Source organism: Clostridioides sp. ES-S-0049-02 (assembly GCF_020658465.1).
Lineage (GTDB): Bacteria > Bacillota > Clostridia > Peptostreptococcales > Peptostreptococcaceae > Clostridioides.
Genome location: NZ_JACVWG010000004.1, coordinates 134,712 through 161,106 on the forward strand (window position 1 = coordinate 134,712; position 26,395 = coordinate 161,106).

Annotated in this window: 29 protein-coding genes; all 29 read left to right on the plus strand. The window is 29.6% G+C overall.

The window, feature by feature from the left end:
- Positions 1–67: 67 nt before the first annotated feature.
- The gene (locus tag IC213_RS11875; protein ID WP_227434630.1) at positions 68–376 is read left to right on the plus strand and encodes a PTS fructose-like transporter subunit IIB; all 309 of its coding nucleotides are present in this window, start codon (positions 68–70) and stop codon (positions 374–376) included.
- Between the two features lie 104 nt (positions 377–480).
- A complete protein-coding gene (locus IC213_RS11880; RefSeq protein WP_227863102.1) occupies positions 481–1,746 on the plus strand; it encodes a class II D-tagatose-bisphosphate aldolase non-catalytic subunit in 1,266 nt (421 codons plus the stop codon).
- 87 nt (positions 1,747–1,833) lie between these two features.
- The gene (locus tag IC213_RS11885) at positions 1,834–2,544 is read left to right on the plus strand and encodes an HAD family hydrolase (protein ID WP_227434632.1); all 711 of its coding nucleotides are present in this window, start codon (positions 1,834–1,836) and stop codon (positions 2,542–2,544) included.
- 476 nt (positions 2,545–3,020) lie between these two features.
- Positions 3,021–3,497 carry a 5-(carboxyamino)imidazole ribonucleotide mutase gene (gene purE, locus IC213_RS11890; protein WP_003420964.1) on the plus strand — a complete coding sequence of 159 codons (477 nt, stop codon included), beginning with the start codon at positions 3,021–3,023 and terminating at the stop codon, positions 3,495–3,497.
- Between the two features lie 5 nt (positions 3,498–3,502).
- Entirely contained in the window at positions 3,503–4,201 is a 699-nt protein-coding gene (purC, locus tag IC213_RS11895) for a phosphoribosylaminoimidazolesuccinocarboxamide synthase (protein WP_227483465.1), read from the plus strand.
- A gap of 11 nt (positions 4,202–4,212) precedes the next feature.
- A complete protein-coding gene (gene purF / locus IC213_RS11900; RefSeq protein WP_227434634.1) occupies positions 4,213–5,580 on the plus strand; it encodes an amidophosphoribosyltransferase in 1,368 nt (455 codons plus the stop codon).
- On the plus strand, positions 5,574–6,650 hold the full coding sequence (purM, locus tag IC213_RS11905) for a phosphoribosylformylglycinamidine cyclo-ligase (protein WP_227434635.1): 1,077 nt from the start codon (positions 5,574–5,576) through the stop codon (positions 6,648–6,650). The genes purF and purM overlap by 7 nt, the downstream gene beginning before the upstream one ends.
- A complete protein-coding gene (gene purN, locus IC213_RS11910; RefSeq protein ID WP_227434636.1) occupies positions 6,644–7,237 on the plus strand; it encodes a phosphoribosylglycinamide formyltransferase in 594 nt (197 codons plus the stop codon). The genes purM and purN overlap by 7 nt, the downstream gene beginning before the upstream one ends.
- Entirely contained in the window at positions 7,230–8,762 is a 1,533-nt protein-coding gene (purH, locus tag IC213_RS11915; protein ID WP_227863103.1) for a bifunctional phosphoribosylaminoimidazolecarboxamide formyltransferase/IMP cyclohydrolase, read from the plus strand. The genes purN and purH overlap by 8 nt, the downstream gene beginning before the upstream one ends.
- Positions 8,763–8,772: 10 nt before the next feature.
- Complete coding sequence (gene purD, locus IC213_RS11920) at positions 8,773–10,023, plus strand: phosphoribosylamine--glycine ligase (protein WP_227831429.1); 1,251 nt, start codon at positions 8,773–8,775, stop codon at positions 10,021–10,023.
- Positions 10,024–10,047: 24 nt separating this feature from the next.
- Entirely contained in the window at positions 10,048–13,854 is a 3,807-nt protein-coding gene (locus IC213_RS11925) for a phosphoribosylformylglycinamidine synthase (protein ID WP_227863104.1), read from the plus strand.
- A gap of 206 nt (positions 13,855–14,060) precedes the next feature.
- Positions 14,061–14,933, plus strand: coding sequence for a dTDP-4-dehydrorhamnose reductase (gene rfbD, locus IC213_RS11930; protein ID WP_227434640.1), 873 nt, complete (start codon positions 14,061–14,063; stop codon positions 14,931–14,933).
- 108 nt (positions 14,934–15,041) lie between these two features.
- Positions 15,042–15,911, plus strand: a complete 870-nt coding sequence (gene rfbA, locus IC213_RS11935) for a glucose-1-phosphate thymidylyltransferase RfbA (protein WP_227434641.1) — start codon at positions 15,042–15,044, stop codon at positions 15,909–15,911.
- A 51-nt stretch (positions 15,912–15,962) separates the two neighbouring features.
- Entirely contained in the window at positions 15,963–16,520 is a 558-nt protein-coding gene (rfbC, locus tag IC213_RS11940; RefSeq protein ID WP_227434642.1) for a dTDP-4-dehydrorhamnose 3,5-epimerase, read from the plus strand.
- Between the two features lie 35 nt (positions 16,521–16,555).
- On the plus strand, positions 16,556–17,539 hold the full coding sequence (rfbB, locus tag IC213_RS11945; RefSeq protein ID WP_227824845.1) for a dTDP-glucose 4,6-dehydratase: 984 nt from the start codon (positions 16,556–16,558) through the stop codon (positions 17,537–17,539).
- Between the two features lie 38 nt (positions 17,540–17,577).
- Positions 17,578–18,246, plus strand: a complete 669-nt coding sequence (locus IC213_RS11950; protein WP_227434644.1) for a lytic transglycosylase domain-containing protein — start codon at positions 17,578–17,580, stop codon at positions 18,244–18,246.
- An 8-nt stretch (positions 18,247–18,254) separates the two neighbouring features.
- Positions 18,255–18,683, plus strand: coding sequence for a YaaR family protein (locus tag IC213_RS11955; RefSeq protein WP_227434645.1), 429 nt, complete (start codon positions 18,255–18,257; stop codon positions 18,681–18,683).
- Positions 18,684–18,706: 23 nt separating this feature from the next.
- Complete coding sequence (locus IC213_RS11960; RefSeq protein WP_227434646.1) at positions 18,707–19,021, plus strand: FliM/FliN family flagellar motor switch protein; 315 nt, start codon at positions 18,707–18,709, stop codon at positions 19,019–19,021.
- 151 nt (positions 19,022–19,172) lie between these two features.
- Positions 19,173–19,448, plus strand: coding sequence for a flagellar biosynthesis anti-sigma factor FlgM (gene flgM, locus IC213_RS11965; protein ID WP_227434647.1), 276 nt, complete (start codon positions 19,173–19,175; stop codon positions 19,446–19,448).
- A 4-nt stretch (positions 19,449–19,452) separates the two neighbouring features.
- Positions 19,453–19,869 carry a flagellar protein FlgN gene (locus IC213_RS11970; protein ID WP_227434648.1) on the plus strand — a complete coding sequence of 139 codons (417 nt, stop codon included), beginning with the start codon at positions 19,453–19,455 and terminating at the stop codon, positions 19,867–19,869.
- Positions 19,870–19,886: 17 nt separating this feature from the next.
- Entirely contained in the window at positions 19,887–21,197 is a 1,311-nt protein-coding gene (gene flgK, locus IC213_RS11975; RefSeq protein ID WP_227434649.1) for a flagellar hook-associated protein FlgK, read from the plus strand.
- A gap of 18 nt (positions 21,198–21,215) precedes the next feature.
- Positions 21,216–22,148: a flagellar hook-associated protein FlgL gene (flgL, locus tag IC213_RS11980; protein ID WP_227434650.1), complete on the plus strand. Its 933-nt coding sequence runs from the start codon at positions 21,216–21,218 to the stop codon at positions 22,146–22,148.
- 15 nt (positions 22,149–22,163) lie between these two features.
- The gene (gene fliW / locus IC213_RS11985) at positions 22,164–22,556 is read left to right on the plus strand and encodes a flagellar assembly protein FliW (RefSeq protein ID WP_227434651.1); all 393 of its coding nucleotides are present in this window, start codon (positions 22,164–22,166) and stop codon (positions 22,554–22,556) included.
- Positions 22,550–22,762, plus strand: a complete 213-nt coding sequence (gene csrA, locus IC213_RS11990) for a carbon storage regulator CsrA (RefSeq protein WP_095892764.1) — start codon at positions 22,550–22,552, stop codon at positions 22,760–22,762. The genes fliW and csrA overlap by 7 nt, the downstream gene beginning before the upstream one ends.
- Positions 22,763–22,783: 21 nt before the next feature.
- Positions 22,784–23,179: a flagellar export chaperone FliS gene (fliS, locus tag IC213_RS11995; protein ID WP_227434652.1), complete on the plus strand. Its 396-nt coding sequence runs from the start codon at positions 22,784–22,786 to the stop codon at positions 23,177–23,179.
- The gene (fliS, locus tag IC213_RS12000; RefSeq protein ID WP_227434653.1) at positions 23,179–23,535 is read left to right on the plus strand and encodes a flagellar export chaperone FliS; all 357 of its coding nucleotides are present in this window, start codon (positions 23,179–23,181) and stop codon (positions 23,533–23,535) included. The genes fliS (IC213_RS11995) and fliS (IC213_RS12000) overlap by 1 nt, the downstream gene beginning before the upstream one ends.
- Before the next feature lie 22 nt (positions 23,536–23,557).
- On the plus strand, positions 23,558–25,081 hold the full coding sequence (gene fliD / locus IC213_RS12005) for a flagellar filament capping protein FliD (protein WP_227434654.1): 1,524 nt from the start codon (positions 23,558–23,560) through the stop codon (positions 25,079–25,081).
- A gap of 2 nt (positions 25,082–25,083) precedes the next feature.
- Positions 25,084–25,419 (plus strand): flagellar protein FliT, encoded by a 336-nt coding sequence (locus tag IC213_RS12010; protein ID WP_227434655.1) that lies wholly within the window; start codon positions 25,084–25,086, stop codon positions 25,417–25,419.
- Positions 25,420–25,519: 100 nt separating this feature from the next.
- The gene (locus IC213_RS12015; RefSeq protein WP_227434656.1) at positions 25,520–26,392 is read left to right on the plus strand and encodes a flagellin; all 873 of its coding nucleotides are present in this window, start codon (positions 25,520–25,522) and stop codon (positions 26,390–26,392) included.
- Positions 26,393–26,395 lie beyond the last annotated feature (3 nt).

Consider the following 26,395-nt stretch of genomic DNA (forward strand, 5'->3'; position numbering starts at 1 on the left):
AATAAATTAATTTATATAAAATTGTAAGAAAATTATATAGAACTATAAATTTAAAGGAGATAAAGATATGAAAATTGTAGCAGTAACATCTTGTCCTAGTGGAGTGGCCCATACTTATATGTCAGCTGAATCACTTGAATTATCAGCAAAAAAATTTGGTATAGAAATAAAGGTTGAAACTCAAGGAAGCTCTGGAATAGATAATGAGTTGTCAATTAAAGAAATTGAAGAAGCAACTTGTGTAATATTAACTAATGATGTTGAGATTAGAAATATGGAGCGTTTTAAAGGCAAGAAAGTAGTAAGAATGAGTGTGTCTGATATTATTAAAAAATCTGATGCATTAATTAAGAAAATAAAAGATACTTTTCAATAAAGTTTGATTTATTTTACATATAACATAAAGATGTTTTTATTGAAGATTTTATTAAAAGCATCTTTGAAAACATCTTAAAAAATAGAATAAAAGGAGATATAGTAATGAAAAAATTACCAATAAAAACTGTCGTACAACGATTACTAGACTTACAAAAAGAGGGGAAAAGTGCAACACTTTTAGGGATTGGTCCTATGTCACCTAATTTGTTACAAGCGAGTTTTGAATTAGCAAAGGATGATGATTTTCCTTTAATGTTTATTGCAAGTAGAAATCAAGTAGATGCAGATGAGCTAGGAGGAGGTTATGTAAATGGTTGGAATCAAGAAACATTTACAAGAGATATTAAGAAAATAGCTGATGAAGTGGGATTTGATGGTTTATATTACTTATGCAGAGACCATGGAGGACCATGGCAAAGAGATAAAGAGAGAAATGACCATTTACCTGTTGACAAAGCTATGGAATTAGGAAAAAAATCTTATTTAGCTGATATTGAGGCAGGTTTTGATTTATTAATGATTGACCCTACAAAAGACCCATTTGAAATGGGAAAAGTGATTCCATTGGATATAGTGTTAGAACGAACTGTAGAATTAATTGAATATTGCGAAAAAGAAAGAAAAAGACTTAATTTGCCAGAGATAGGATATGAAGTTGGGACAGAGGAAACAAATGGAGGCTTAACTTCAACTGAGACATATGAAACATTTATAACTAGATTAAAAGTTGAACTTGAAAAGAGAGATTTGCCAATGCCGACATTTATAGTTGGTCAGACAGGTACTCTAACTAGAAAAACAGAACAGGTAGGCACTTTTAACTTTAAGAATGCTTATGATTTAGCTCAAATGGCTAAAAAGTATGGAGTTGGGTTAAAGGAACATAATGGAGATTATTTGGATGATGTGACTTTATTAGAACATATACCATCTCAAATTATTGCGACAAATGTTGCTCCTCAATATGGTACTGAAGAGACTAGAGCATACTTAAAGCTAGCAGAAGTTGAAAGAAAACTAAAGGAAGAAGGATTAATTGAAAAGACTTCAAATATTAGACATGTTCTTCTTGTAGATGCTATTGAATGTGGACGTTGGAGAAAATGGGTGATAGGAGAACAGAAAAATATAACTACTGAAGAAATCTTTAAGGATGAAGTTTTATCTAATGAAATATTAGATATTGCAGGTCACTATACATTCAATAATGATGATGTTAAAAGAGAGATAGAAATGCTTTATAGTAATTTAAGAAAAAATAACATCAATGGTCAAAGATTTGTTGTAGACCATATTAAGCGTCCTTTACGTGATTATGCAGAATGTTATAATCTAAAAGGTGTAACTACTAGAATTTTAAATAAATAATAGGACTTATAGTGGTAGGTATTGTTATACTAGGTATTTATAGTTATAATTATATTTACCACTATTAAATTTTGGAGGACTAATATTTTGATTAATTTAATTTTTGATGTAGATGATACTTTATACAATCAGTTAACACCTTTTTATATCGCATATGATAAAGTATTTTCTTCAATAAAGAATATTTCTGTTAAAGATTTATATATCAGTAGCAGAAAGTATAGTGATGAGGTATTTCATTTGACTGAGAGTGGAGAGATGCCAATTGAAAAAATGCATGTGTATAGAATAATGAAAGCTTTTGAAGAGTTAGGAAACCCCATTACAGAAAAAGATGCTCAAAATTTTCAAGATGAGTATATATATCAACAATCACAAATAACTCTAATACCAGAGATGGAGCAAGTTTTGAATTTTGCTAAAGAAAAAAATATTAATATTGGAATTATAACTAATGGACCATCTTCTCATCAAAGAATGAAATTAAAGCAATTAAATATTGAAAAGTGGGTTGATGAAGAGAATATTTTTATTTCTAGTGAAGTTGGCTTTTCTAAGCCAGACATTAATATTTTTAGATTAGCTGAGAAATTTATGGGTTTAGATAGGGCAAATACATATTATATAGGTGACTCTTATAAAAATGATGTAGTAGGTGCTAAAAAAGCTGGATGGAAGAGTATCTGGATGAATCATAGGGGGAATAGTTTAGAAGATTTGATTTATGAGCCTGATTTTGTAATTTTAGATTATCAAGAAATGAAATTGTTATATAAAAGATTATTTAAGGATGATTAACTATTGGCAAGATATGAATTTATTGATAAAATACAGAATTAAAAACGGCACTTTATATTTTTAAATTAACAACTATAAAATTATACACTAATGAAAAGGAAGATGATTTATGATAATTAACTTCCTTTTTTAGTATAGACTCTGATACAAGTATGTATAGAAATGAGTATCTTACTGAATTATAAATCTTATAATTTAAAAAATACTATGCAAGTTTACTTTAAAATTATATAAAATATATTTATTTATCAAAAAATAATAAATAAATGAAAAGTAATTTTATTAGGTATCAAAAAAAGCGAATAAAGTTCGATATGGGGCGAATAAAAAAAATACAAGTAATATTTTTTTTAAAAAATTTCAAAAAAGAGTTGATAATATATGTATATTAATATAAAATTTAAGGTGTATCATTCGTATAATGATACGAATGATTTAAAATGTAAAATAACTTATAAACGGAGAGGGGAAGTCTAATGAAAGTAGCAGTAGTTATGGGTTCAAAATCAGATTATCCAAAATTAGAAGAAGGGATAAAACTGCTTGAAAAATATGGAATAGAAGTTGTAGCAAGAGCATTATCTGCTCATAGAACACCAGAACAACTTTCAACATTCCTAAAAGAAATAGAAGATGATACAGATGTAATAATAGCAGCAGCAGGAAAAGCAGCACATCTACCAGGTGTAATAGCTTCACAAACTCTAATTCCAGTAATAGGATTGCCTATTAAATCATCAACTATGGATGGATTAGACTCACTTTTATCAATAGTTCAAATGCCAAAAGGAATACCAGTTGCAACAGTTACAATAGATTTAGGTTTAAATGCAGCTTTATTGGCATTACAAATAATGACTCTAAAATACCCAAAATTAAAAGAAGATTTGAAATCATATAGAGAAGAAATGGCACAAAAGGTGCTAGAAGACGACAAGAACTTAAGGGGGTAACAGAAATGTTATTATATGAAGGAAAAGCAAAACAAGTATATTCTACAGATAATGAAAACGAATATGTTGTTTATTATAAAGATGATGCAACAGCATTTAATGGAGAAAAAAAAGCAGAAATATCTTCAAAAGGTATACTAAATAATAAAATATCAACAATAATCTTTGAAATGTTAAAAGAAAATAATATAAATACACACTTTATAAAAAGTTTATCAGACAGAGAAATGCTAGTTAAGAAAGTAGAAATTTTACCATTAGAAGTGATAGTAAGAAATATTGCTGCTGGTTCTATCTGCAAAAGAGTTGGTCTTGAAGAAGGTGTAGTTTTCGATGAGCCAATCTTTGAAATAAGCTATAAAAACGATGATTATGGTGACCCAATGCTAAATGACGATTATGCAGTGGCAATGAAATTAGCAACTAGAGAAGAATTGAAATTCTTAAGAGAAGAAACTCTAAAAATAAATGAATTGCTAAAAACATTCTTCTTAAAATTAAACCTAAAGTTAGTTGACTTTAAAATAGAATTTGGTAAAGATTCAGAAGGAAACATAATATTGGCAGATGAAGTATCACCAGACACTTGTAGACTTTGGGATGTAAACACAAATGAAAAATTAGACAAAGACAGATTTAGAAGAGATCTTGGAGACCTTGTAGAAGGTTATATGGAAGTACTTTCGAGAATGAATAATAAATAGGAGGCAAATGTATGTGTGGAGTTTTAGGGATTTACTCTAATAAAGATGTAACTAAAGAACTATATTATTCTTTATATTCTATGCAACACAGAGGGCAGGAAAGCTGTGGTTTAGCTCTTTTAGATGATGGAGAAATTAAGTACAAAAAAGATATGGGATTAGTTGGAGATGTTTTTAAGGAAAGTGAATTATCTAAGTTAAAAGGAAATATAGGTATTGGACATGTTAGATATTCAACAGCTGGAGGAAGTCATGTTTCTAACTGTCAGCCTTTAGTTGGAAGTTGCAGAAAAAGACAATTAGCTATAGCTCATAATGGAAATCTAGTAAATGCAAATTATTTAAAAGATATGCTAGAAGAAGATGGATATATGTTCCAAACTAATTCAGATACAGAAGTAATTTTATATATACTTGCAAGATATTACAAAGGTGATATAGTAGAAAGTTTAAAAGTAACAATGGACTATATCAAAGGTGCATATGCCCTTGTAATAATGAGTCAAGATGAATTGGTTGCAGTTAGAGATCCACATGGATTCAGACCTCTTGTACTTGGTAAAAAGGGCGATGAATATATATTTGCATCAGAAAATTGTGCAATAGACATACTTGGCGGAGAAGTTATAAGAGATGTAGAGCCAGGAGAAATAATAGTAGTTAAAGATGGTGAATTAAAATCATATTTTTATTCAGAAAATTATAAACCAGTTAAGAAAAGTTGTATATTTGAACACATATACTTTGCAAGAAATGATGCAACTATAGATAATGTAAATGCATATGAGTTCAGAATTAAATGTGGGGAAAGATTAGCTCAAGATGAAAATGTAAAAGCAGATGTAGTAGTTCCAGTTCCTGATTCAGGTTGGCCAGGAGCTATTGGTTATGCAAATGCTAGTGGATTAAAAATAAGTGAAGGTCTAGTTAAAAATAGATATGTAGGAAGAACATTTATAAAACCTACACAAGAGGAAAGAGAAATAGCTGTAAAAATAAAATTAAATCCTCTTTCAACAGTAATAAAAGGAAAATCTATAATTTTAGTAGATGATTCAATAGTAAGAGGAACTACATCTAAACAGTTAGTAAAATCTTTAAGAGAAGCAGGAGCAAAAGAAATTCATCTTAGAATAACATCTCCTCCAGTAGCTTACTCTTGTTATTATGGAATAGATACTCCAAATCGCTCTAAGTTAATTGCATCAAGTAACAACGTAGAAGAAATGAGAGAATATATTGGATGTGATAGTTTAAAATTCCTAGATATAGAAGGAATGTTAGATGCAGCAGAACATAAGTCTACTTTCTGTAAAGCTTGTTTTGATGGAGAATACCCAGTTAAAAAAATTGATAAGGAGGAACTACTTTCATGTTAACATATAAAGAATCAGGTGTAGATATAGATGAAGGAAATAGAGCAGTAGACCTTATAAAAGGTAAAATTAAAGGAACTTATGATGGAAATGTAGTTGGAGATTTAGGAAACTTTAGTGGATTATACAGTTTAAAAGATTTTGTGGGAATGAAAGAGCCAGTTTTGCTTGCATCTACAGATGGTGTTGGGACTAAGTTAAAAATAGCTCAAATGATGGACAAGCATGATACTGTTGGAATAGATTTAGTTGCAATGTGTGTAAATGATTTAATATGTCAAGGTGCTAAGCCATTATTCTTCCTTGATTATATAGCTCTTGGAAAATTAGTTCCTGAGCATATAGAAAAAGTAGTTGGTGGAATAGCAGATGGCTGTAAGATGTCTGGTTGTGCACTAATTGGTGGAGAAACTGCTGAAATGCCTGGAATGTATGGAGATGATGATTATGATTTAGCAGGATTCTCTGTAGGTATAGCTGACAAAGAAAAGATTGTTTCTGGAAATGATGTTAAATCAGGAGATGTATTAGTTGGTATATCTTCAAGTGGAGTACACAGTAATGGATTTTCTTTTATAAGAAAGATATTCTTAGAAACTTATGATTATAAGATGGAACAATATGTAGAAGAACTAGGAATGACAGTTGGGGAAGCACTTTTAACACCAACTAAAATATATGTTAAGTTAGCTTTAGATGTATTAGCTAAACATGATATAAAAGCTATAGCTCACATAACTGGTGGAGGGCTTATAGAAAATATAACAAGAGTTATACCTAAAGGATTAGGATTAGATATCAATAAGAAATCTTGGGAGAAACCTCCTATATTCAAAATGATAGAAGGTTTTAATGCTGTAGATGAGAGAGAACTTCATAAGAGTTTTAATATGGGTATTGGACTAGTTTTAATAGTAGATAAAGAAAATGCCAACGATGTTGTAAACTTTATAAATAATAGAGAAAATGACAATGCTGCTTATGTAGATAAAAAGTATAGTGAATTATTAGAAGATAAAGCATATATAATTGGTGAAGTAGTAGATAGTCATGAAGGTGTAGAATTATGCTAAATATAGGAGTTTTGATATCTGGTGGAGGAACAAATTTACAAGCAGTTATAGATGGTACTGAGTCTGGAAAAATAAAAGGTCAGGTTAAAGTAGTTATCTCAAGTAAGCAAGATGCTTATGGTTTAGAGAGAGCTAAAAATCATAACATAAAGGCAATTTGTGAAACTAATGAAGACAAGATAATAGAAATTCTTAAAGAAAATAAAATAGATTTAGTAGTTTTGGCTGGTTATTTAAAAATAATCAGCCCAAAGCTGGTTAATGAGTTTAGAAACAAAATGATAAACATACATCCATCATTAATTCCTTCATTTTGTGGGGCTGGATTCTATGGAGAAAGAGTCCATCAGGGAGTAATAGATTATGGGGCTAAAGTAACTGGTGCTACAGTTCATTTTGTGGATGAAGGTGCTGATACTGGACCAATAATAATGCAAGATGTAGTTAAGGTAAATCAAGATGATGATGCAAAAACACTTGCAAAAAGAGTGTTAGAAGTTGAACATAGGATTTTGGAAGAGAGTTTAAGTCTTTTTTGTGAAAATAAATTAAAACTTCAAGGTAGGAGAGTGTTTATAAATGAGTAAGAGAGCTTTAATAAGTGTAACTGACAAAACAGGTGTAGTTGAATTTGCTAAAGAATTAAATAAGTTAGACTATGAAATTATATCTACAGGAAATACTTTTAAGACATTAAAAGAAAATGGAGTTAATGTAATGCAAGTTGAAGATGTTACAAACTTCCCAGAAATATTGGATGGAAGAGTAAAAACATTAAATCCATATATACATGGTGGAATACTTTATAAAAGAGACAAAGAATCTCATGTAGAAACTGTGAATGAACATAAAATACATTCAATAGATTTAGTAGCTGTAAATCTATATGATTTTGAAGGAACTTTAAAAGCTGGAAAAAGCCACGATGAAATGATAGAAAATATAGATATCGGTGGACCATCTATGATACGTTCTGCTGCTAAAAACTATAAAGATGTAATAGTAGTAGTAGATATAAAAGATTATGATTCTATAATAGAAAAATTAAAAACAGAGACAATGACATTAGAAGATAGAAAAAAATTATCATATAAAGCTTTCTCAACTACAGGAAGATATGATGCTTTAATATCTAGCTATTTTGCTGGAGAAGTAGGAGATACATATCCTGACATATTAAATTTAACTTTCCAAAAAGAACAAACTTTAAGATATGGAGAAAATCCACATCAAAATGGTTTCTTATATTCACAATCAAATGCAAAAAATCCAATCTTAAATTATGAACAACTAGGTGGTAAAGAACTTTCTTTCAACAACTTAAATGATTTACATGGTTGCTTAGAAGTTATGAGAGAATTTAAAGACAGTGAAGAAGTAGTTTCAGTAGCTATAAAACATGCTAATTCATGTGGTGTAGGATTAGGAAAAGATGCTTTTGAAGCATATACAAAATGTTATGAAGCAGATAAAGTATCAATCTTTGGTGGAATAGTAGGAATAACTTCTACTGTAGACAAAGCTACAGCAGAGAAATTAAATGAAATATTCTTAGAAATAGTAGTAGCATACGATTTTGAACCAGAAGCATTAGAGATACTTAAACAAAAGAAAAATCTAAGAATCTTAAAATTAGCTAAGATAGAAAATAGTTTACAACCATATGAAATGAAATACTTAGATGGAAAATTATTGATACAAGATAGAAACAATACATTAGCAGAAAAAAGTGAAAATGTAACAAAAGCAAAACCAACAGATGAGCAACTTAAAGACATGGAATTTGGTATGAGAGTGGTAAAAAATATGAAGTCAAATGCAATTGCAATAGTAAAAAATGGTCAAACTCTAGCTCTAGGTTGTGGACAAACATCAAGAATTTGGGCATTAAAAAATGCTCTTGAAAATAATAAAGATAAAGATTTTACAGGAGCTGTTTTAGCATCAGATGCATTTTTCCCATTTGATGATTGTGTAACATTAGCTCATGAATATGGAATATCAGCAGTAGTTCAGCCAGGTGGTTCTATAAAAGATAAAGATTCAATAGAAGCTTGTGATAAGTATGATATGGTTATGGTATTTACAGGAATAAGACACTTCAAACACTAAGGAGGATATTATGAAGATATTGGTTGTAGGCGGTGGCGGAAGAGAACATGCTATATGCTGGAAATTAAGCAATGAAAAAAATGTAGAAAAAGTTTATTGTGCGCCAGGTAATGCAGGAATCGCAAATGTAGCAGAATGTGTAAATATAGGTGATACTGATGTAGAAGGGCTTTTAAAATTTGCCAAGAATAACAAAATAGGTCTAACAATAGTAGGTCCAGAAGTACCACTAGTTATGGGAATAGTAGATGAATTTGAAAAAGAAGGTTTAAGAGTATTTGGACCTAATAAAAAATGTGCTCAACTTGAAGGAAGTAAAGCTTTTTCAAAAGATTTTATGATAAAGCATAACATACCTACTGCAAAATATAAAGAATATACAAACTTAGAAGAAGCTATATCAGAAATAGATAGCTTTGGGTATCCAGTAGTAATAAAAGCGGACGGATTAGCTGCTGGAAAAGGTGTTGTAATACCTGAAAATAGAGAAGATGCTATAGCAACTTTAAAAGAAATGATGTCAGATAAGAAATTTGGAACTGCTGGAGATAAAATAGTAATTGAAGAATTTTTAAAAGGTATAGAAACTTCTATCTTGGCATTTGTAGACAATAATACAATAGTTCCTATGGCAAGTGCAAAAGACCATAAAAAGGTAAACAATTATGAACAAGGACCGAATACAGGTGGAATGGGAACTTTTTCACCTAGTGAAATCTATACAGAAGAATTAGCAAATAAAGTAAAAGAAACAGTACTAGAAAAAACATTAGAAGGATTCAAAAAAGATGGACTTAACTTTAAAGGTATTTTATTTGTTGGTCTTATGATAACTGATGATGGAGAGAAAGTACTTGAATATAATGTAAGATTTGGAGACCCTGAAACACAATCTGTTTTATTTAGATTAGAAACAGATTTACATGAAATAATGGAAGCTATACTTGATAATAAGTTAAAAGACATAGAAATAAATTATAGTGATGATGAAGCTGTATGTGTTATGCTTACATCAGGTGGGTATCCAGACAGTTATGAAAAAGGAAAAGTTATAACTGGTCTTGAAAATTTAGATGATGATATAGTAGTATTCCACAGTGGTACTAAGATGCTTGACGGCAATTTAGTTACTAATGGGGGAAGAGTAATTGGTATAACTACAAAATCAGCTACAGTTAAAGATGCAGCAGAAAAAGTTTATGAAAATATAAAAAAAATAAACTTTGAAGGAATGCACTATAGAACAGACATAGGTAGATAATTTTTCTAAAATGGAGGATAAGGTATGTTGAATACTGGAAATAAAGACTCAATGGTTAGAAGAGTACTAGTTGAAAAAAGAGAAGGTTTTGACCTTGAGGCTAAAGCTTTAAAAAAGGATTTAGTGGAAAGCTTGCACATAAGTAGTATAGAAGATTTAAGAATATTAAATAGATATGATGTAGAAGGAATATCAGAAGATGTTTATGAAAATGCAGCAAAGACAATCTTTTCTGAGCCAAATCTAGATGTAGTATACTATGAGGAAATACCAGAATTAAATGGAGAAAGAGTATTTGCAATAGAGTTCCTACCTGGTCAATATGACCAAAGGGGTGACTGGGCAGCTCAATGTGTCCAAATAGTAAATCAAGGTATAAGACCTGCTATTAATACAGCAAAGGTTTATATATTATCAGGTAAAATAACTGATGAAGAATTTAGCAAAATAAAGGATTACTGCATAAATCCAGTGGATAGTAGAGAAGCATCTTTAGAAAAACCAGAAACATTAAAAATGGAAACTGAGATACCAACAGCAGTTGAAATATTAGATGGATTTATAGATTTAAATGAAGACGGATTAAAATCATTTGTAAGTGACAAAGGATTAGCAATGACTTTAGGAGACTTACAACATGTTCAAAAATATTTCAAAGATACAGAAAAGAGAAACCCAACTATAACAGAAATAAAAGTTCTAGATACTTATTGGTCTGATCATTGTAGACACACTACTTTTATGACTGAAATAGAAAATGTGAAAATAGAAGATGGTAAATTTAATGATATAGTAAAAGAAGCGTATCAAATGTATCTTAACTCAAGAGACAATGTATATGTTAATAGACATAAAGATATATGCTTAATGGATATAGCTACAGTTGCAGTAAAAGAATTAAAGAAAAATGGTAAGTTAAATGACCTAGATGAAAGTGAAGAAATAAATGCATGTAGTATAAATGTGGATGTTGAAGTTGATGGAAAGATGGAAAAATATTTAGTAATGTTTAAAAATGAAACTCATAACCATCCAACTGAAATAGAGCCGTTTGGTGGAGCAGCTACTTGTTTAGGTGGAGCTATAAGAGACCCATTATCAGGAAGAAGTTATGTTTATCAAGCAATGCGTGTTACAGGAAGTGCTGACCCAAGAACAACTTTAGAGGACACTTTACCTGGAAAGCTTATGCAAAGAAAAATAACTACAGAAGCAGCTCATGGATATAGTTCATATGGGAACCAAATAGGTCTTACAACTGGACAAGTTGCAGAAGTATATGACGAAAACTTTGTTGCAAAAAGAATGGAAATAGGTGCAGTTATAGCAGCAGCACCAAAAGAAAATGTAGTAAGAGAAAGACCTGAAGCAGGAGATGTAATAGTTCTTCTTGGCGGAAAAACAGGAAGAGATGGCTGTGGAGGTGCAACTGGTTCATCTAAAGAACATAGTGAAGAATCAATATTAACTTGTAGTGCAGAAGTCCAAAAAGGTGATGCTCCTAACGAAAGAAAAATACAAAGATTCTTTAGAAATAAAGAAGTTGCTCAAATGATAAAAAGATGTAATGACTTTGGAGCAGGAGGAGTTTGTGTTGCTATAGGTGAGATTGCTGATAGTTTAGATATAAACTTAGATTTAGTGCCTAAAAAATACGATGGGCTTGATGGAACTGAACTTTCAATTTCAGAATCACAAGAGCGTATGGCAGTAGCTATAAAAAAAGAAAATAAAGATAAATTTATACAATTAGCAGTAGAAGAAAACTTAGAAGCTACACATGTAGCTACAGTAACTGACACAGGATATTTAAGAATGTTCTGGAATGGAAAAGCAATTGTAGATATAAATAGAGAGTTTTTAGATACAAATGGAGTGAAACAAACTACTGATGTCCATGTTACTAAAGTAGATGAAGAAAACACATTCTTTAGCTCTAATGAAATAGTAAAAGATGTTAAGTGTGCAAGTATGAAAGACAAATTTACAAAAGTATTATCTGACCTTAATGTTTGTTCTCAAAAAGGATTAGTAGAGATGTTTGATAATACAATTGGTGGAAATACAGTACTTATGCCATTTGGTGGAAAGTATCAAGCTACTCCAACTCAAGGTATGGTTGCTAAGATACCAGTTCTTGGTGGAGAAACTAATACTTCTACAATAATGACTTATGGATATAATCCAAAAGTAGGGAAATGGAGTCCATTCCATGGAGCTTTATATGCAGTAGTAGAATCTGTATGTAAATTAGTTGCTATTGGAGGAAATTACAGTACAACAAGACTTACATTCCAAGAGTACTTTGAAAAACTTGGTAACAATCCAGAAAAATGGGGCAAACCATTCTCAGCACTTTTAGGAGCATTTTATGCACAAAGTAAGTTTGAAATACCTGCTATAGGTGGAAAAGACAGTATGTCTGGTACATTTAAAGATATTGAAGTTCCACCAACATTAGTTTCATTTGCTGTTGATACAGTAGATGCTAGAAAAGTAGTATCTCCAGAATTTAAAAAAGCAGATTCAAAAGTAGTAATGTTATGTGTAAATAAAGCAGAAAATAATGTTATAGACTTTGAAGAACTAAAGAAAAACTTAGATAAAGTAAGAGAACTTATACATGAAAATAAAGTTTTATCAACATATGCATTGGGATTTGCAGGTGTAGGTGAAGCAATAAGTAAAATGGCTTTTGGTAACAAAATAGGATTTAAGTTTAATGAAGAAGCTGAAAAAGTATATACAGATGATAAATTATTTGAAGCTAGTTATGGAGATATAGTACTTGAATTAGCAAATGATGATTTAAGCATGTTAGATGGATATAATTACATAGTGCTTGGAAGTACAGTTAAAGATGCTAGTATATTCATTAAAGGTGAAGAACTTTCATTAGATGAATTATATAAAGCACATTGTAGTACTTTAGAGCCTATATTCCCAACTAAAACAGAAGAAGTAAAGTCAAAAATAGAGACTATAAGCTATATATCACAAGGAGAGGCTAAAAAATCATCATTAAGTATAGCTACTCCAAGAGTATTTATACCAGCATTCCCTGGAACAAACTGTGAATATGACTCTGCAAGAGCATTTGAAAGAGCAGGGGCTAATGCAAATATAAGAGTATTTAAGAATTTAACTTATAAAGACATAGAAGATTCTATAGATACAATAGTGAATGAAATAAAATCTTCTCAAATAATAATGTTACCAGGAGGATTTAGTGCTGGTGATGAGCCAGATGGTTCTGGTAAATTTATAGCTACTGTATTTAGAAACCCTAGAGTTCAAGAAGCTATAAATGAGTTTTTAACTCAAAAAGATGGTTTGATGTTAGGTATCTGTAATGGATTCCAAGTATTAATTAAGTTAGGTTTAGTTCCATATGGAGAAATAAGAGTTCCAAGTGAAAGTGCACCAACACTTACTTACAATAATATTGGACGTCATCAAGCTAAGATTGCTAGAACTAGAATTTCATCTAATAAATCTCCTTGGCTAGCTCAAACTAATGTTGAAGATATTCACAATATAGCTATTTCTCATGGAGAAGGTAAATTTGTTGCTAGTGAAGATGTTATGAGAGAATTAATTGCTAATGGACAAGTAGCAACTCAATATGTTAATTTTAATAATGAAGCTACTTATGATATTGAATTTAATCCAAATGGTTCATTCTATGCTGTTGAAGGTATAACTAGTGCTGATGGTAGAGTGTTTGGTAAAATGGGACATTCTGAGAGAATTGGTGAGGAAGTATTTAAGAATATCATAGGTGAGAAAGATCAAAAGATATTTGAATCTGGAGTTAAGTATTTTAGATAGGATTCTGGTAATTAATTGGTAATTACAATATATTTTATATATTTAGATTTAAAGGGATGTAATAATGTGATGATAATCATTTAATGTTACATCTCTTTTTTTATTTATATAAAAATAATATATATTCTACCTAAGTCAAAATATAAGCTATGTTATAATTAATTATTAAGAGGAATTGAATATTTATTGGAGGGTAAAAACAATCAATGAAAATATTAATAACAGGATCTAATGGTCAATTAGGGAGAGAATTGGTCAATCAATTAGAATCAATTAATCAAAGTATAAAACAAGTAAAATATGATATATTACCTACAACAAGAGATGATTTAGATATATCTAATCAAGCTAATGTAGATAGCTTTATAACATATAATAAACCTGATGTAATTATAAACTGTGCAGCATATACAAAGGTCGATGCATGTGAAGACAATATAGAAACTTCATATAAAATAAATTCTTTAGGAGCTAGGAATTTAGCAATAGCATCAAAAAAAGTGAATGCTAAACTTGTCCACATATCAACTGATTATGTATTTAATGGTATTTCTAAATATCCATATAAAGAAGATAATAAAACTGAACCTAATTCTATTTATGGAAAAAGTAAACTTATGGGAGAAAAATTTGTGGAACAATTCTCACATAAGTACTTTATATTGAGAACAGCATGGCTATATGGTGATGGAAATAATTTTGTAAAGACTATGATAAAATTTTCTAAACAAAATAAAGAAGTTAATGTCGTTGATGACCAGTTTGGGAGTCCAACAAGTACAGTAGACTTAGCAAAGGTTATAATAAATATTATGGAAACAGAGAATTATGGAGTTTATCATGCCACATGTGAAGGTGAGTGTAGTTGGTATGATTTTGCTAAAAAGATATTTGAGTTAAAAAATATAGATATAAAAGTAAATCCAATTAAAAGTAAAGATTTTAAGAGTAAAACTCAAAGACCACAATATTCTGTACTTGATAATTTTATGCTGAAATTAATTGGATTAAATTCATTTAGAAAATGGGAAGAGTCTATAGAAGAGTATTTAAAAGAATATGATATCATTAGAAGGTAAATATTCTATTTATAAAAAATAAAATAAGATATTACGTAAAATATAAATATTTCTTTTATTTATCCGATAATCATTATATGACAAAGTAAATTTAAGGATGGAATAAATATGAAAGGAATTATTTTAGCAGGAGGGTCTGGAACAAGACTATATCCTATAACAAAATGTATATCAAAACAAACACTTCCAATATATGATAAGCCAATGATATATTATCCAATGTCAGTTCTTATGTTGGCAGGGATACAAGAAATACTTATAATATCTACACCAAGAGATATAATAGCTTTTGAGGAACTATTTGGAGATGGAAGTTCATTGGGACTTAAAATAGCATATGCAATTCAGGAAAAACCAAATGGGATTGCAGAAGCATTTATAATAGGAGAAGAATTTATAGGAAGTGATAGTGTTTCTCTTGTATTAGGTGATAACATATTTTATGGGTATGGATTTAGCGAAAGATTAGAGAATGCAGTTAAAAGAACTGGAGCAACCATATTCGGATATCATGTTAGTAATCCAAATGCTTTTGGTGTTGTGGAATTTGATGAAGAGTTTAATGTTTTATCAATAGAAGAAAAACCTAAAATACCTAAATCTAATTATGCTATACCAGGGTTATACTTTTATGACAATGATGTTGTAGAAATAGCAAAGATTGTTGAACCATCAGATAGAGGGGAACTAGAAATAACTTCAATAAATAATGAATATCTAAAACGAGGAAAACTAAAAGTAGAACTTTTAGGAAGAGGTATGGCTTGGTTGGATACTGGTACACATAAGGGGCTATTAGATGCTTCTAATTATGTTGAAGTAGTTCAGACAAGACAGGGATTGTATATAGCATGTTTAGAAGAGATTGCATATACAAAGGGATATATAAGTAGAGAGAAGTTAATTGAACTAGCTAGACCACTGATAAAAACTGAGTATGGCCAGTATCTATTAAAACTAGCCAATGAAGATATGTAATATGAAATAAAATTTATCATAAATTTTATTTCAATAAAGGAGTTTATTGTAATGGTAAAATTCAATTTTATAAAGACAAAAATAGAAGGGCTATATATAGTCGAACCAAATGTGTTTTATGATAATAGAGGATATTTTTTTGAGAGTTATAATAAAAAAGATTTTATGGAGTTTGGACTTGATATGTGTTTTGTTCAAGATAATGAATCTAGCTCAAGGAAAGGCGTATTAAGGGGAATGCATTTTCAAAATAGATATCCTCAAGGAAAATTAGTTAGAGTTACAGAGGGAGAAGTTTTCGATGTTGCAGTTGACTTAAGGAAAGATTCACAAACATTTGGAGAGTGGGAAGGAGTAATACTGTCTGATAAAAATAAAAAGCAATTTTATATTCCAGAAGGATTTGCACATGGATTTTTAGTTTTATCAGAAAAAGCTGTATTTAGTTATAAGTGTACAAATTATTATTATCCAGAATTTGAGAGTGGTTTTATGTGGAATGATAAGCAAGTATCGATTGATTGGCCTTTAGAAGGAATTGAAGAAATATTCTTATCAGTAAAGGACAAAAAACAAAAAAGTTTTAAAGATATCTGTATAGAACGTTAATAAAATTTATTAGAATTAATATTTAGGAGAAAAATATGAAAAAAATACTGATAACTGGAGGAGCAGGATTTATTGGAAGTAATTTTGTACATTATATGCTTAATAAGTATCTAAATTATTCTATTGTTAATCTAGATTTATTGACTTATGCTGGTAATTTGGAAACATTAAAAGAAGTACAAGATAAGCCCAATTATAAATTTGTTAGAGGAGATATTTCAGATAGAGAGCATGTCTATAAATTATTTGAAGAGGAAAAGTTTGATATAGTTGTTAACTTTGCGGCAGAATCTCATGTAGATAGGTCAGTTGAAAATCCACAATTATTTATACAAACAAATATTATAGGAACACAAGTACTTTTAGATGCATGTAGAAAATATGGGATAAAAAGATATCATCAGGTTTCTACAGATGAAGTCTATGGTGATTTACCAATTGATAGAAGGGATTTATTCTTTACAGAGAAATCAGCTATTAATCCAAGTTCCCCTTATTCAGCGTCTAAAACAGCAGCAGATTTATTGGTTAACTCTTACTATAGGACATATGGACTTCCAACAACTATATCTAGATGTTCAAATAATTATGGGCCATATCATTTTCCTGAAAAATTGATACCGCTTATGATTTTAAATGCTTTTGAAGACAAACAATTGCCAGTGTATGGAAATGGAGAAAATATAAGAGACTGGTTACATGTATACGACCATTGTACTGCTGTAGATTTAATAATACATAAAGGAAAAATTGGTGAGGTTTATAATATAGGTGGTCATAATGAAAGAAGTAATATAGAAGTAGTAAAAACTATATTAAATATTTTAGGTAAATCTGAGGATTTAATATCCTATGTAAATGATAGACCTGGTCATGACTTAAGATATGCTATCGACCCATCTAAAATAGAGAATGAGTTAGGTTGGAAGGCAAAATATGATTTTGATTCAGGTATAAAAGAAACAGTTAAATGGTATATAGAGCATGAATATTGGTGGAAATCTGTTCTATCAGTTTAATTTTGAAGTTTATAAAATTTAGAAAGGGGAGTTTTATATTGAATGAGATAAGTTCATTAATTAATATATTGGCATTAACTCAATTATCTGGTAGCAACACTACAAATCAGTGTAACTGTACATATAATAATTCATCTGGATTTGACATGGTTATGATGACATTGTTAAAAGCATTGTCACAAAATAATCAACAGACTTCTAATGGATATAATTTATTGTCTAATTCTGAAAATTTATTTAACGAGCTTGATAATGCAGTAAATAATACATCTAGTAGGTTTATAGATGTTGATACAAAAGATAAAAATTTAAAGTCAAGAATTGAAAGTGCTGTAGAGCAAGCATCAAAAAAATATAATGTGGATGCGAACCTTATAAAAGCAATAATTAAAGTTGAATCAGATTTTAATCCAAATACTGTATCTTCTGCTGGTGCGAAGGGTCTTATGCAACTTATGCCGGAAAATTGCAAAGATTTGGGTGTTACAGACCCTTTTAATATAGAACAGAATATAGATGCTGGAACTAGACACATTAAGGAATACATTGATATGTTTGGAGGGAGCATAGAAATGGGATTGATGGCATATAATGGTGGTCCTGGAAGGATGAAAAGCAGAGGGGTAGAATCAATTTCTGACCTGTATAAAATGCCAAAAGAAACACAAAATTATATTCCTAAGGTTATGAAATATTATAGAGGGTAGGCTTTATTATGGGTATAAATATAGATAAGCTAAACATAAGTCCAAGTAGAAATATAGAGGTTAAAAAACTAAAAGAGAATAATAAATTTTCTGATAACTTAAACTCTGTAAAACAATCTTCTTCAATGGAAGATATAAAACGAAATCTGGAAAGTGTAAAAAAGGCGGGGGAAAGGCTTGTACTTACTCAAAACTATGGTGATATTAGTATATACAAAAATGCAGTAAAAGAATACCTAAAATCTGTTGTAGATAATATGTATTCACTTGATAAAAATAGCAGTTTTTGGGAGCATCAATACTATAAGAATGTAAAGATTGTTGATGATAAACTTGAGGATATGACTAGTAAATTACTTAGTGAAGAAAAAGAAAACATAGATATTGTTTCTACTGTTGATATGATACAAGGCTTGTTGATAGATATGTATAGATAAGGTTATACAAGGAGAAAAGTTTTATGAATAGCAAAAAAGAGGATATATATGAATTGAATTTTGGGCAACTAATAGAAGAAAAGACTGGCGTTATAGAAGAAAATCAAAATGTTTTTAATGCAAAAGTAAATGTAGCTGTTTCTATAGGAAATACAACAGAAACAATAAAAAATATATTAGAATTAAAAGAAGGTTCTATAATAAAACTAAATAAGAATGTGGATGAAAAATTAGATATATATGCAAATGATAGATTGTTTGCTTATGGAGAAAGCATTATTACAAATGAGAAATTATCTGTAAGATTATCTAAAATAGAAGATTCAGATATAAATTAGCATTTTAAATAGTATCCCTTTAAGCTGTTCTGTATGAGTTTAGCTAAGGGGATATTTTTATAAAAAATTTAAAATATGTTTGAATCATATAAATGTTTTTATTTTTTGAGCGATAACTAAATTATAAGTATGTAATTTTGGAGGTGAAAATATGGATATTAAAAATGTAAGTTCAAATATTGTAATAAATAATTATTTAAAGAATACATCAGGTGTAAAAAAAGTGGAAGAAGTTCAAAAAACTAGTAAAACAGACAAGATAGAGCTATCTAAATTTGCAAAGGAAATGGCAAGTGTATCAAATATGAGTGATGAGACTATTAGAAATAAAAAAATCGATGAAATAAAAAATGCATTGGAAAATGGAACTTACAAAATAAAACCAGAAGAAATTGCGAAAAAAATGATAGAGGATATGCGAGGATAAAGTCATGATTACAGACTTAAAAGTTATAATATATGAAGAAAAAAAGATACTTAGTAATATGATGGAATTATTAAAAGAGCAATTTGACTATATAGTTGCAAAAGATATAGAAAATTTAAATAGGTTAAATCCTAAATTAGAAGATATTAGTAGGGAACTTGCATCTATAGAGATAAAGAGAAGACAACTTTTTAATGAAGATATTTCAATGAGTGAAGTTGTTGAAAATAGTAATGATGAATATCTAAAAGAAATATATACAGATTTAAAGAACATTATTGCTTTGGCTAAAAATCAACAAGAGTCAAATGATTCTCTAATAAAGAAAGAACTTATCTTTACAAAAAAGATGATTAATTTTATAAAACCAATGGACAAACAAACTACAACTTATAATTCTTATGGAAATATTAGAAAATAGATATTAGGAGGAAAAATATGGCAGGATTATTTTCCATTTTAAATACAGCCAATTCAGGAATGAATGCACATCAAAAAGCAATACAGACGATTTCTCATAATATAAGTAATCTAGATACGGAAGGTTATTCTAGGCAAAGAACAGAATTTGCCACAAATAGCCCTATGTATATGCCTAGCTTGAACAATGCAATTGGGAGAGGTCAATTAGGTACAGGTGTACATGTAACAGATGTAACAAGAGCTAGAAATAGTTTTTATGATTATCAATTTAGAGCAGAAGCCCATAAATATGGTAAGACAGTTTCAAAGTATGACTATTATAATACTATAGAAACTATAATAAATGAACCATCGGATTATGGAATATCTGCAGGTATAGATGACTTTTTTAAAGGATGGGAATCATTAGCAAAAGATATAAATAGTGACAGTAAAAAAAGTCTCGTGGTAGAAAATGCATCAAATTTAGCAACTTTAATAAGTGAAAGTTATAAGAAGCTTGATAAGTTAAAAGGAGATATAGATGATAATATAAACTCTGAAATAAAACAGATAAATGATATGTTAAAAAGTCTTGAAGATTTGAATAAATCTATTGATGTTATATCTGGCTCAGGTTCTACTCCAAATGATTTACTTGATGAAAGAGATAGAATATTAGATGACTTAAGTTTTAAATTAGACCTTGAAAATGGTGATGTTAAAAATATGCTTGCAGATGGTAAATTAGAACTTAATGAATTAAAAAATCCAGATGGAACTTGGAAAACAGGTGTATCAGGAACTTTACAAGGGCTGTTTGAAATGCATGGTAAGATTGATACATATAAAAGCGATTTAAAAGATGTATCTGATGGATTAGCTAAACAGATAAATGATGTTTATAATACATCTGCTGGAATAACAGTAAGAGATTTTTTTGTAACTTCAAATGTAGCTGGTGAAGATATCATAAAGGTAAATCCAGCTATAAAGAGTAATCCAAATGAATTAAAGCTTACTGCTGATGAGGCTTCAAAGATTGCTAAATTAAAGGATGAAAAAATAGATATTGGGGTAGTTGGTGGAAAAGTAAGTACAATAAGTGACCACTATAAAGCTTTTGCAGAATCAGTAGGTTTAGATTCTAAAAAAGTAAATCAAGATGAAGTGAATCAACGTAAAATTATAAATAATATTGATAGCTCTCGAATGAGTGTTTCAGGAGTATCCTTAGATGAAGAAATGACAGAGCTTATAAAAGTACAACGTTCATATCAAGCCAGTGCAAAAGTTATGTCCACGGCTGTGCAACTATTGGATGTTGTAATAAATGGAATAATTTAATAGAAGGGGGAATTTATAATGAGAGTTAGTACAGGTATGATGTCTAGCAGTTATCTAAACTCGCTACAAGATAATCTACAAAGATTAGATAAGGTTAATAGACAAGTTAATACAACAAAAGAAATAAACAAACTATCCGATAATCCATATAAAGCAATAAAAATATTGAACTCAAAAAGTGAAATAAAAACTATGGAGACTTATGTTGAGAATTGTAAAGATACAGGAGATTGGTTAGAAACTACTGATACCGCATTAGATCAGCTTGGAAAACTATTATCAGATATAAAGAAAACTTTGGTGGCAAGTGGTGATGGTGCATATTCAGATGATGAACTAAAGACTCTTAGTAATGAAACTAATGAAAAAATGAAAGAAATTGCAAATGCTTTAAATGCAACACATGAAGGAAAGTACATATTTTCAGGCTCAAATACAGGTGTACCACCTGTTGAATGTATAGATAATGCTGACGGTTCAGTGAGTTTAAAGTTTAATTCTAGTCTAAATCTTAATAAATTAAATGACTCTTTGAGTATGGATATAGCTCAAGGGATAAGTGTAGATTATAACGTTAAATTGAGTAGTCTTGGATTTGACCCAACACAGGCTGACCCCTTTAAAGAGTTAAATAATATATCAAAAAAATTAGCAAATCCAGATGCGGATGCTATAAAAGAGCTGACAACAACTTGTTTAGGTGACATGGAACAACTAATAGAAAATACAGTGAATGTTAGGTCTATATATGGTACAAAAGCAAATACAGTAGAGGCTATGAAGGAAAAAAATAATGATAGTTTGATACAGTTAAAGGATATTCTGTCACAAAATGAAGAAATAGATTATGGAGAAAAACTTGTTCAATTAAAGGCAGCAGAATTAACTTATCAAGCTTCACTACAAACAGGAGGAAAGTTATTTAATGTATCTATATTAGATTACATATAGTAAAATAACGCAGATATGATGAAGGTTACATTAAAAAAAGGGATACTAGGATTTGAAAATTTAAGAGAATACAAGCTTTTAGATATAGAAGATAATGATATTTTAAAAGAGTTTAATTCTACCAAGGAAGATTGTATCGGATTTATTGTTGTATCCCCATTTGAAATTATTAAAGAATATGAGATAGTCCTAAATCAGGATACAATTGAAAAACTAGAAGTGAAATCTCCAAATGATATTATGTTATTGAACATAATCACTCTTGGACAGACGCTTGAAGAATCAACTGTGAACATGAAAGCTCCTATAGTAATAAATGTAAGAAATAATTTTGGAATGCAAATAATTTTACAGGATGAGAAATATTCAATAAGGCATCCATTACTGAGAGGTGATGGTGGATGCTAGTCATTTCAAGGAAAAAAGATGAAGCAGTACTTATAGGAGAGAACATAGAGGTCAAAGTTGTAGGAGTAGATGGAAATAATGTCAAACTAGCCATATCAGCTCCTAACAATATAAATATACTAAGAAAAGAAATATATGAGAAAGTAAAGAGTGAAAATATAAAGGCTACAAATAAAAATATAAAAATTTTAAAATCATTAAAATAAAATTCTTGGAGGAAGTAATATATGTATGGAGAAAACCCTTATAGTTCTTATAAGCAAAATGCTGTTTTTATGGCATCAAAGGAACAATTGTTGCTTATGCTTGTTGATGGGGCAGTAAAATATACAAAAATAGCCAGAGGAGCTATTGTAGATAAAAATACACAAAGAGCACATAGAGAGCTTATAAGAGTACAGGATATATTTACAGAATTAATGGTTACATTGGACCAAAATGCAGGACAATGGGCAAAAGATATGTACAAAGTTTATGATTTTGTAAGATATGAACTTTCAAGAGCCAATATTAGAAAAGACATTCAGATAATAGATAATGTGTTACCTGTAATAGAGCAAATTAAAGATACATGGCATGAAGCTGATAAAAAAAGCAAAGAAGAAAGAAGTAGGTATAAATAATGAATTTAAATTTAGATAAACTAAATGAGTTATCAAAAGAAGAACTACTATTAATGCTTGTAGATGCTACAGTAGAATATACTAATATATCAAGAGTAGCACTTTTAAATAAGGATTATTTGAAAGCACATAGTGAACTTGTGAGAGTTCAAAATATATTTACAGAATTAATGACTACATTAGACCAAAATGCAGGACAATGGGCAAAAGATATGTATAAGGTTTATGAGTTTATAAAAGCTGAATTAATAAGAGCTGATGTAAATAAGGAGATTAAAATAATTGATGAGATATTGCCAATAGTAGAACAGATTAGAGATACATGGCATGAAGTTTATAGTAAATTAGAAGTATAATTATGGATGGGGGGATAAATATATGTCAAGTATAAGTCCTATAAGAGTTACAGGCCTTTCAGGAAATTTTGATATGGAAGGTATAATAGAAGCTAGTATGACAAGAGATAAGGAAAAAGTTGATAAAGCGAAACAGGATCAACAAATAGTTAAATGGAAACAAGAAATATATAGAAATATTATACAGGAATCAAAGGATCTTTATGATAAGTATTTAAGTATAGAATCTCCTAACAGTATAGTAAGTAAAAATGCATACTCTGCTACAAGAATAACTAGCTCTGATGAAAGCATTATAGTAGCAAAAGGGTCAGCTGGTGCAGAGAAAATAAATTATCAATTTGCAGTTTCTCAAATGGCTGAACCAGCAAAAGTGACTATTAAGTTAAACTCAAGTGACCCTATTGTTCAACAATTCCCACCAAATGCTAGTGGAGCTAGTTCTTTAACTATAGGTGGTGTAAATGTACCAATATCTGAACAAGATACTACAAGTACTATTGTAAGTAAGATAAATTCACTTTGTGCAGATAGCGATATAAAGGCTTCTTATAGCGAGATGACAGGTGAATTGATTATTTCGAGAAAACAGACTGGTTCGTCATCAGATCTTGATTTAAAAGTAACTGGAAATGATAATTTAGCTCAGCAAATTGCTACTGATAATGGTATTACATTTGGAACTGATACTAGTGGAAGTAAATTTGCAGTGGTACATGGAAAAAATCTAGAAGCTGATGTAACTGATGAACAAGGAAGAGTAACACATATAAGTAAAGAACAGAACTCATTTAAAATAGATAATATTGATTACAATGTAAATTCAAAAGGAAATGCTAAACTAGTTTCTGTTACTGATACTGAAGAAGCTACTAAAAATATGAAGGCATTTGTAGATGACTATAATAAGTTGATGGATAAGGTTTATGGACTAGTTACTACTAAAAAGCCAAAAGATTATCCACCTCTTACAGATGACCAAAAAGAAGATATGACAACTGAAGAAATAGAAAAATGGGAAAAAAAGGCTAAAGAAGGTATACTTAGAAACGATGATGAATTAAGAGCTTTTGTTGAAGAGATTCAATCTGCATTTTTTGGAGATGGGAAAAATATTTCTGTATTAAGTAAATTAGGTATCAATGAACATGAGAATTATAATAAAAAAGGTCAAATATCATTTAATGCAGATGCTTTTTCAAAAGCACTTATAGATGATAGTGACAAGGTGTACAAAACTTTAGCTGGATATTCTTCAAATTATGATGATAAGGGAATGTTTGAAAAACTGAAAGATATCGTATATGATTATTCAGGAAGTTCATTTTCTAAATTTGTTAAAAAATCAGGTATAGAAAAGACTTCTTCTGCCAGTGAAAATGTGTATTCAAAACAAATTGCAGAGCAAGAAAAAAATATAAACAGACTAGTTGAAAAAATGAATGATAAAGAGAAAAGACTTTATGCTAAATATTCAGCTTTGGAGTCTTTATTAAATCAATATTCTTCCCAAATGAACTATTTCTCACAAGCACAAGGTAATTAGTTATGGATAAATTAGAAGAAAAAATAAACTTATATAAAGATATATCTTTACAAATTATAACCTTGATTGAAAAAGAGGAGTATAAAAATATAAGTAATAGATTAAATGAGAGACAAAATATTATAAATAGTATAAGTGAAGTGGATAAAAATGACTTTATACAGTTTTATAATGATATGGAATTAATTGAAATTGATGATAGAATAAGAAATTCTTTACAAGAACAATTGTCAGAAGTAAAAAAAGAGTTACATGAGTACAAGCTTACTAAACAAGTAAACACAATGTATTATAGCTTAAATAGAGAAAAAGTAAATATTTTTAATAAAAAAGTATAAAGTTATAGGTTAACTTGTCCGATGATATAATTGAAGAATTAATATAAAGGTTAAAAGTAGAAATGACAAGGATGTCAACTATACTAAGGAGGGTAAAATAATGAGAGTTAATACAAATGTAAGTGCTTTGGTAGCAAATAATCAAATGGGAAGAAACGTAAATGCGCAAAGTAAGTCTATGGAGAAGTTATCTTCTGGGGTTAGAATAAAGAGAGCTGCTGATGATGCTGCTGGACTTGCAATATCTGAGAAAATGAGAGCTCAAATAAAAGGTTTAGACCAAGCAGGAAGAAACGTTCAAGATGGTATATCTGTTGTACAAACAGCAGAGGGTGCATTAGAAGAGACTGGAAACATACTACAAAGAATGAGAACTTTATCAGTACAATCTTCAAATGAAACTAATAATGCTGAAGAAAGAGAAAAAATAGCTAATGAGTTATCACAACTAAAAGATGAAGTTGAAAGAATATCAAGTTCAACAGAGTTTAATGGTAAGAAACTACTTGATGGAAGTTCTACAGAGGTAAGATTACAAGTTGGAGCTAACTATGGAACAAATGTTGCAGGTACATCTTATAATAACAATGAAATAAAAGTTGCACTAGTAAACACTGCAAGTATAATGAGTTCAGCTGGAATAACTAGTTCTACAATAGCAAGTATGAATGTAGATGGAACTTCAGGAACTGAGGCAGCTAAACAAATGGTATCTAGCTTAGATGCAGCTCTTAAAGAATTAAATACATCAAGAGCAAAATTAGGGGCACAACAAAATAGACTAGAGTCAACTCAAACTAACTTGAGTAATACTTTAGAAAATGTTACAGCTGCTGAATCAAGAATAAGAGATACAGATGTAGCTTCAGAAATGGTTAACTTATCTAAAATGAATATATTAGTTCAAGCATCACAATCAATGCTTGCTCAAGCTAATCAACAGCCACAAGGAGTTTTACAATTATTAGGATAAAAT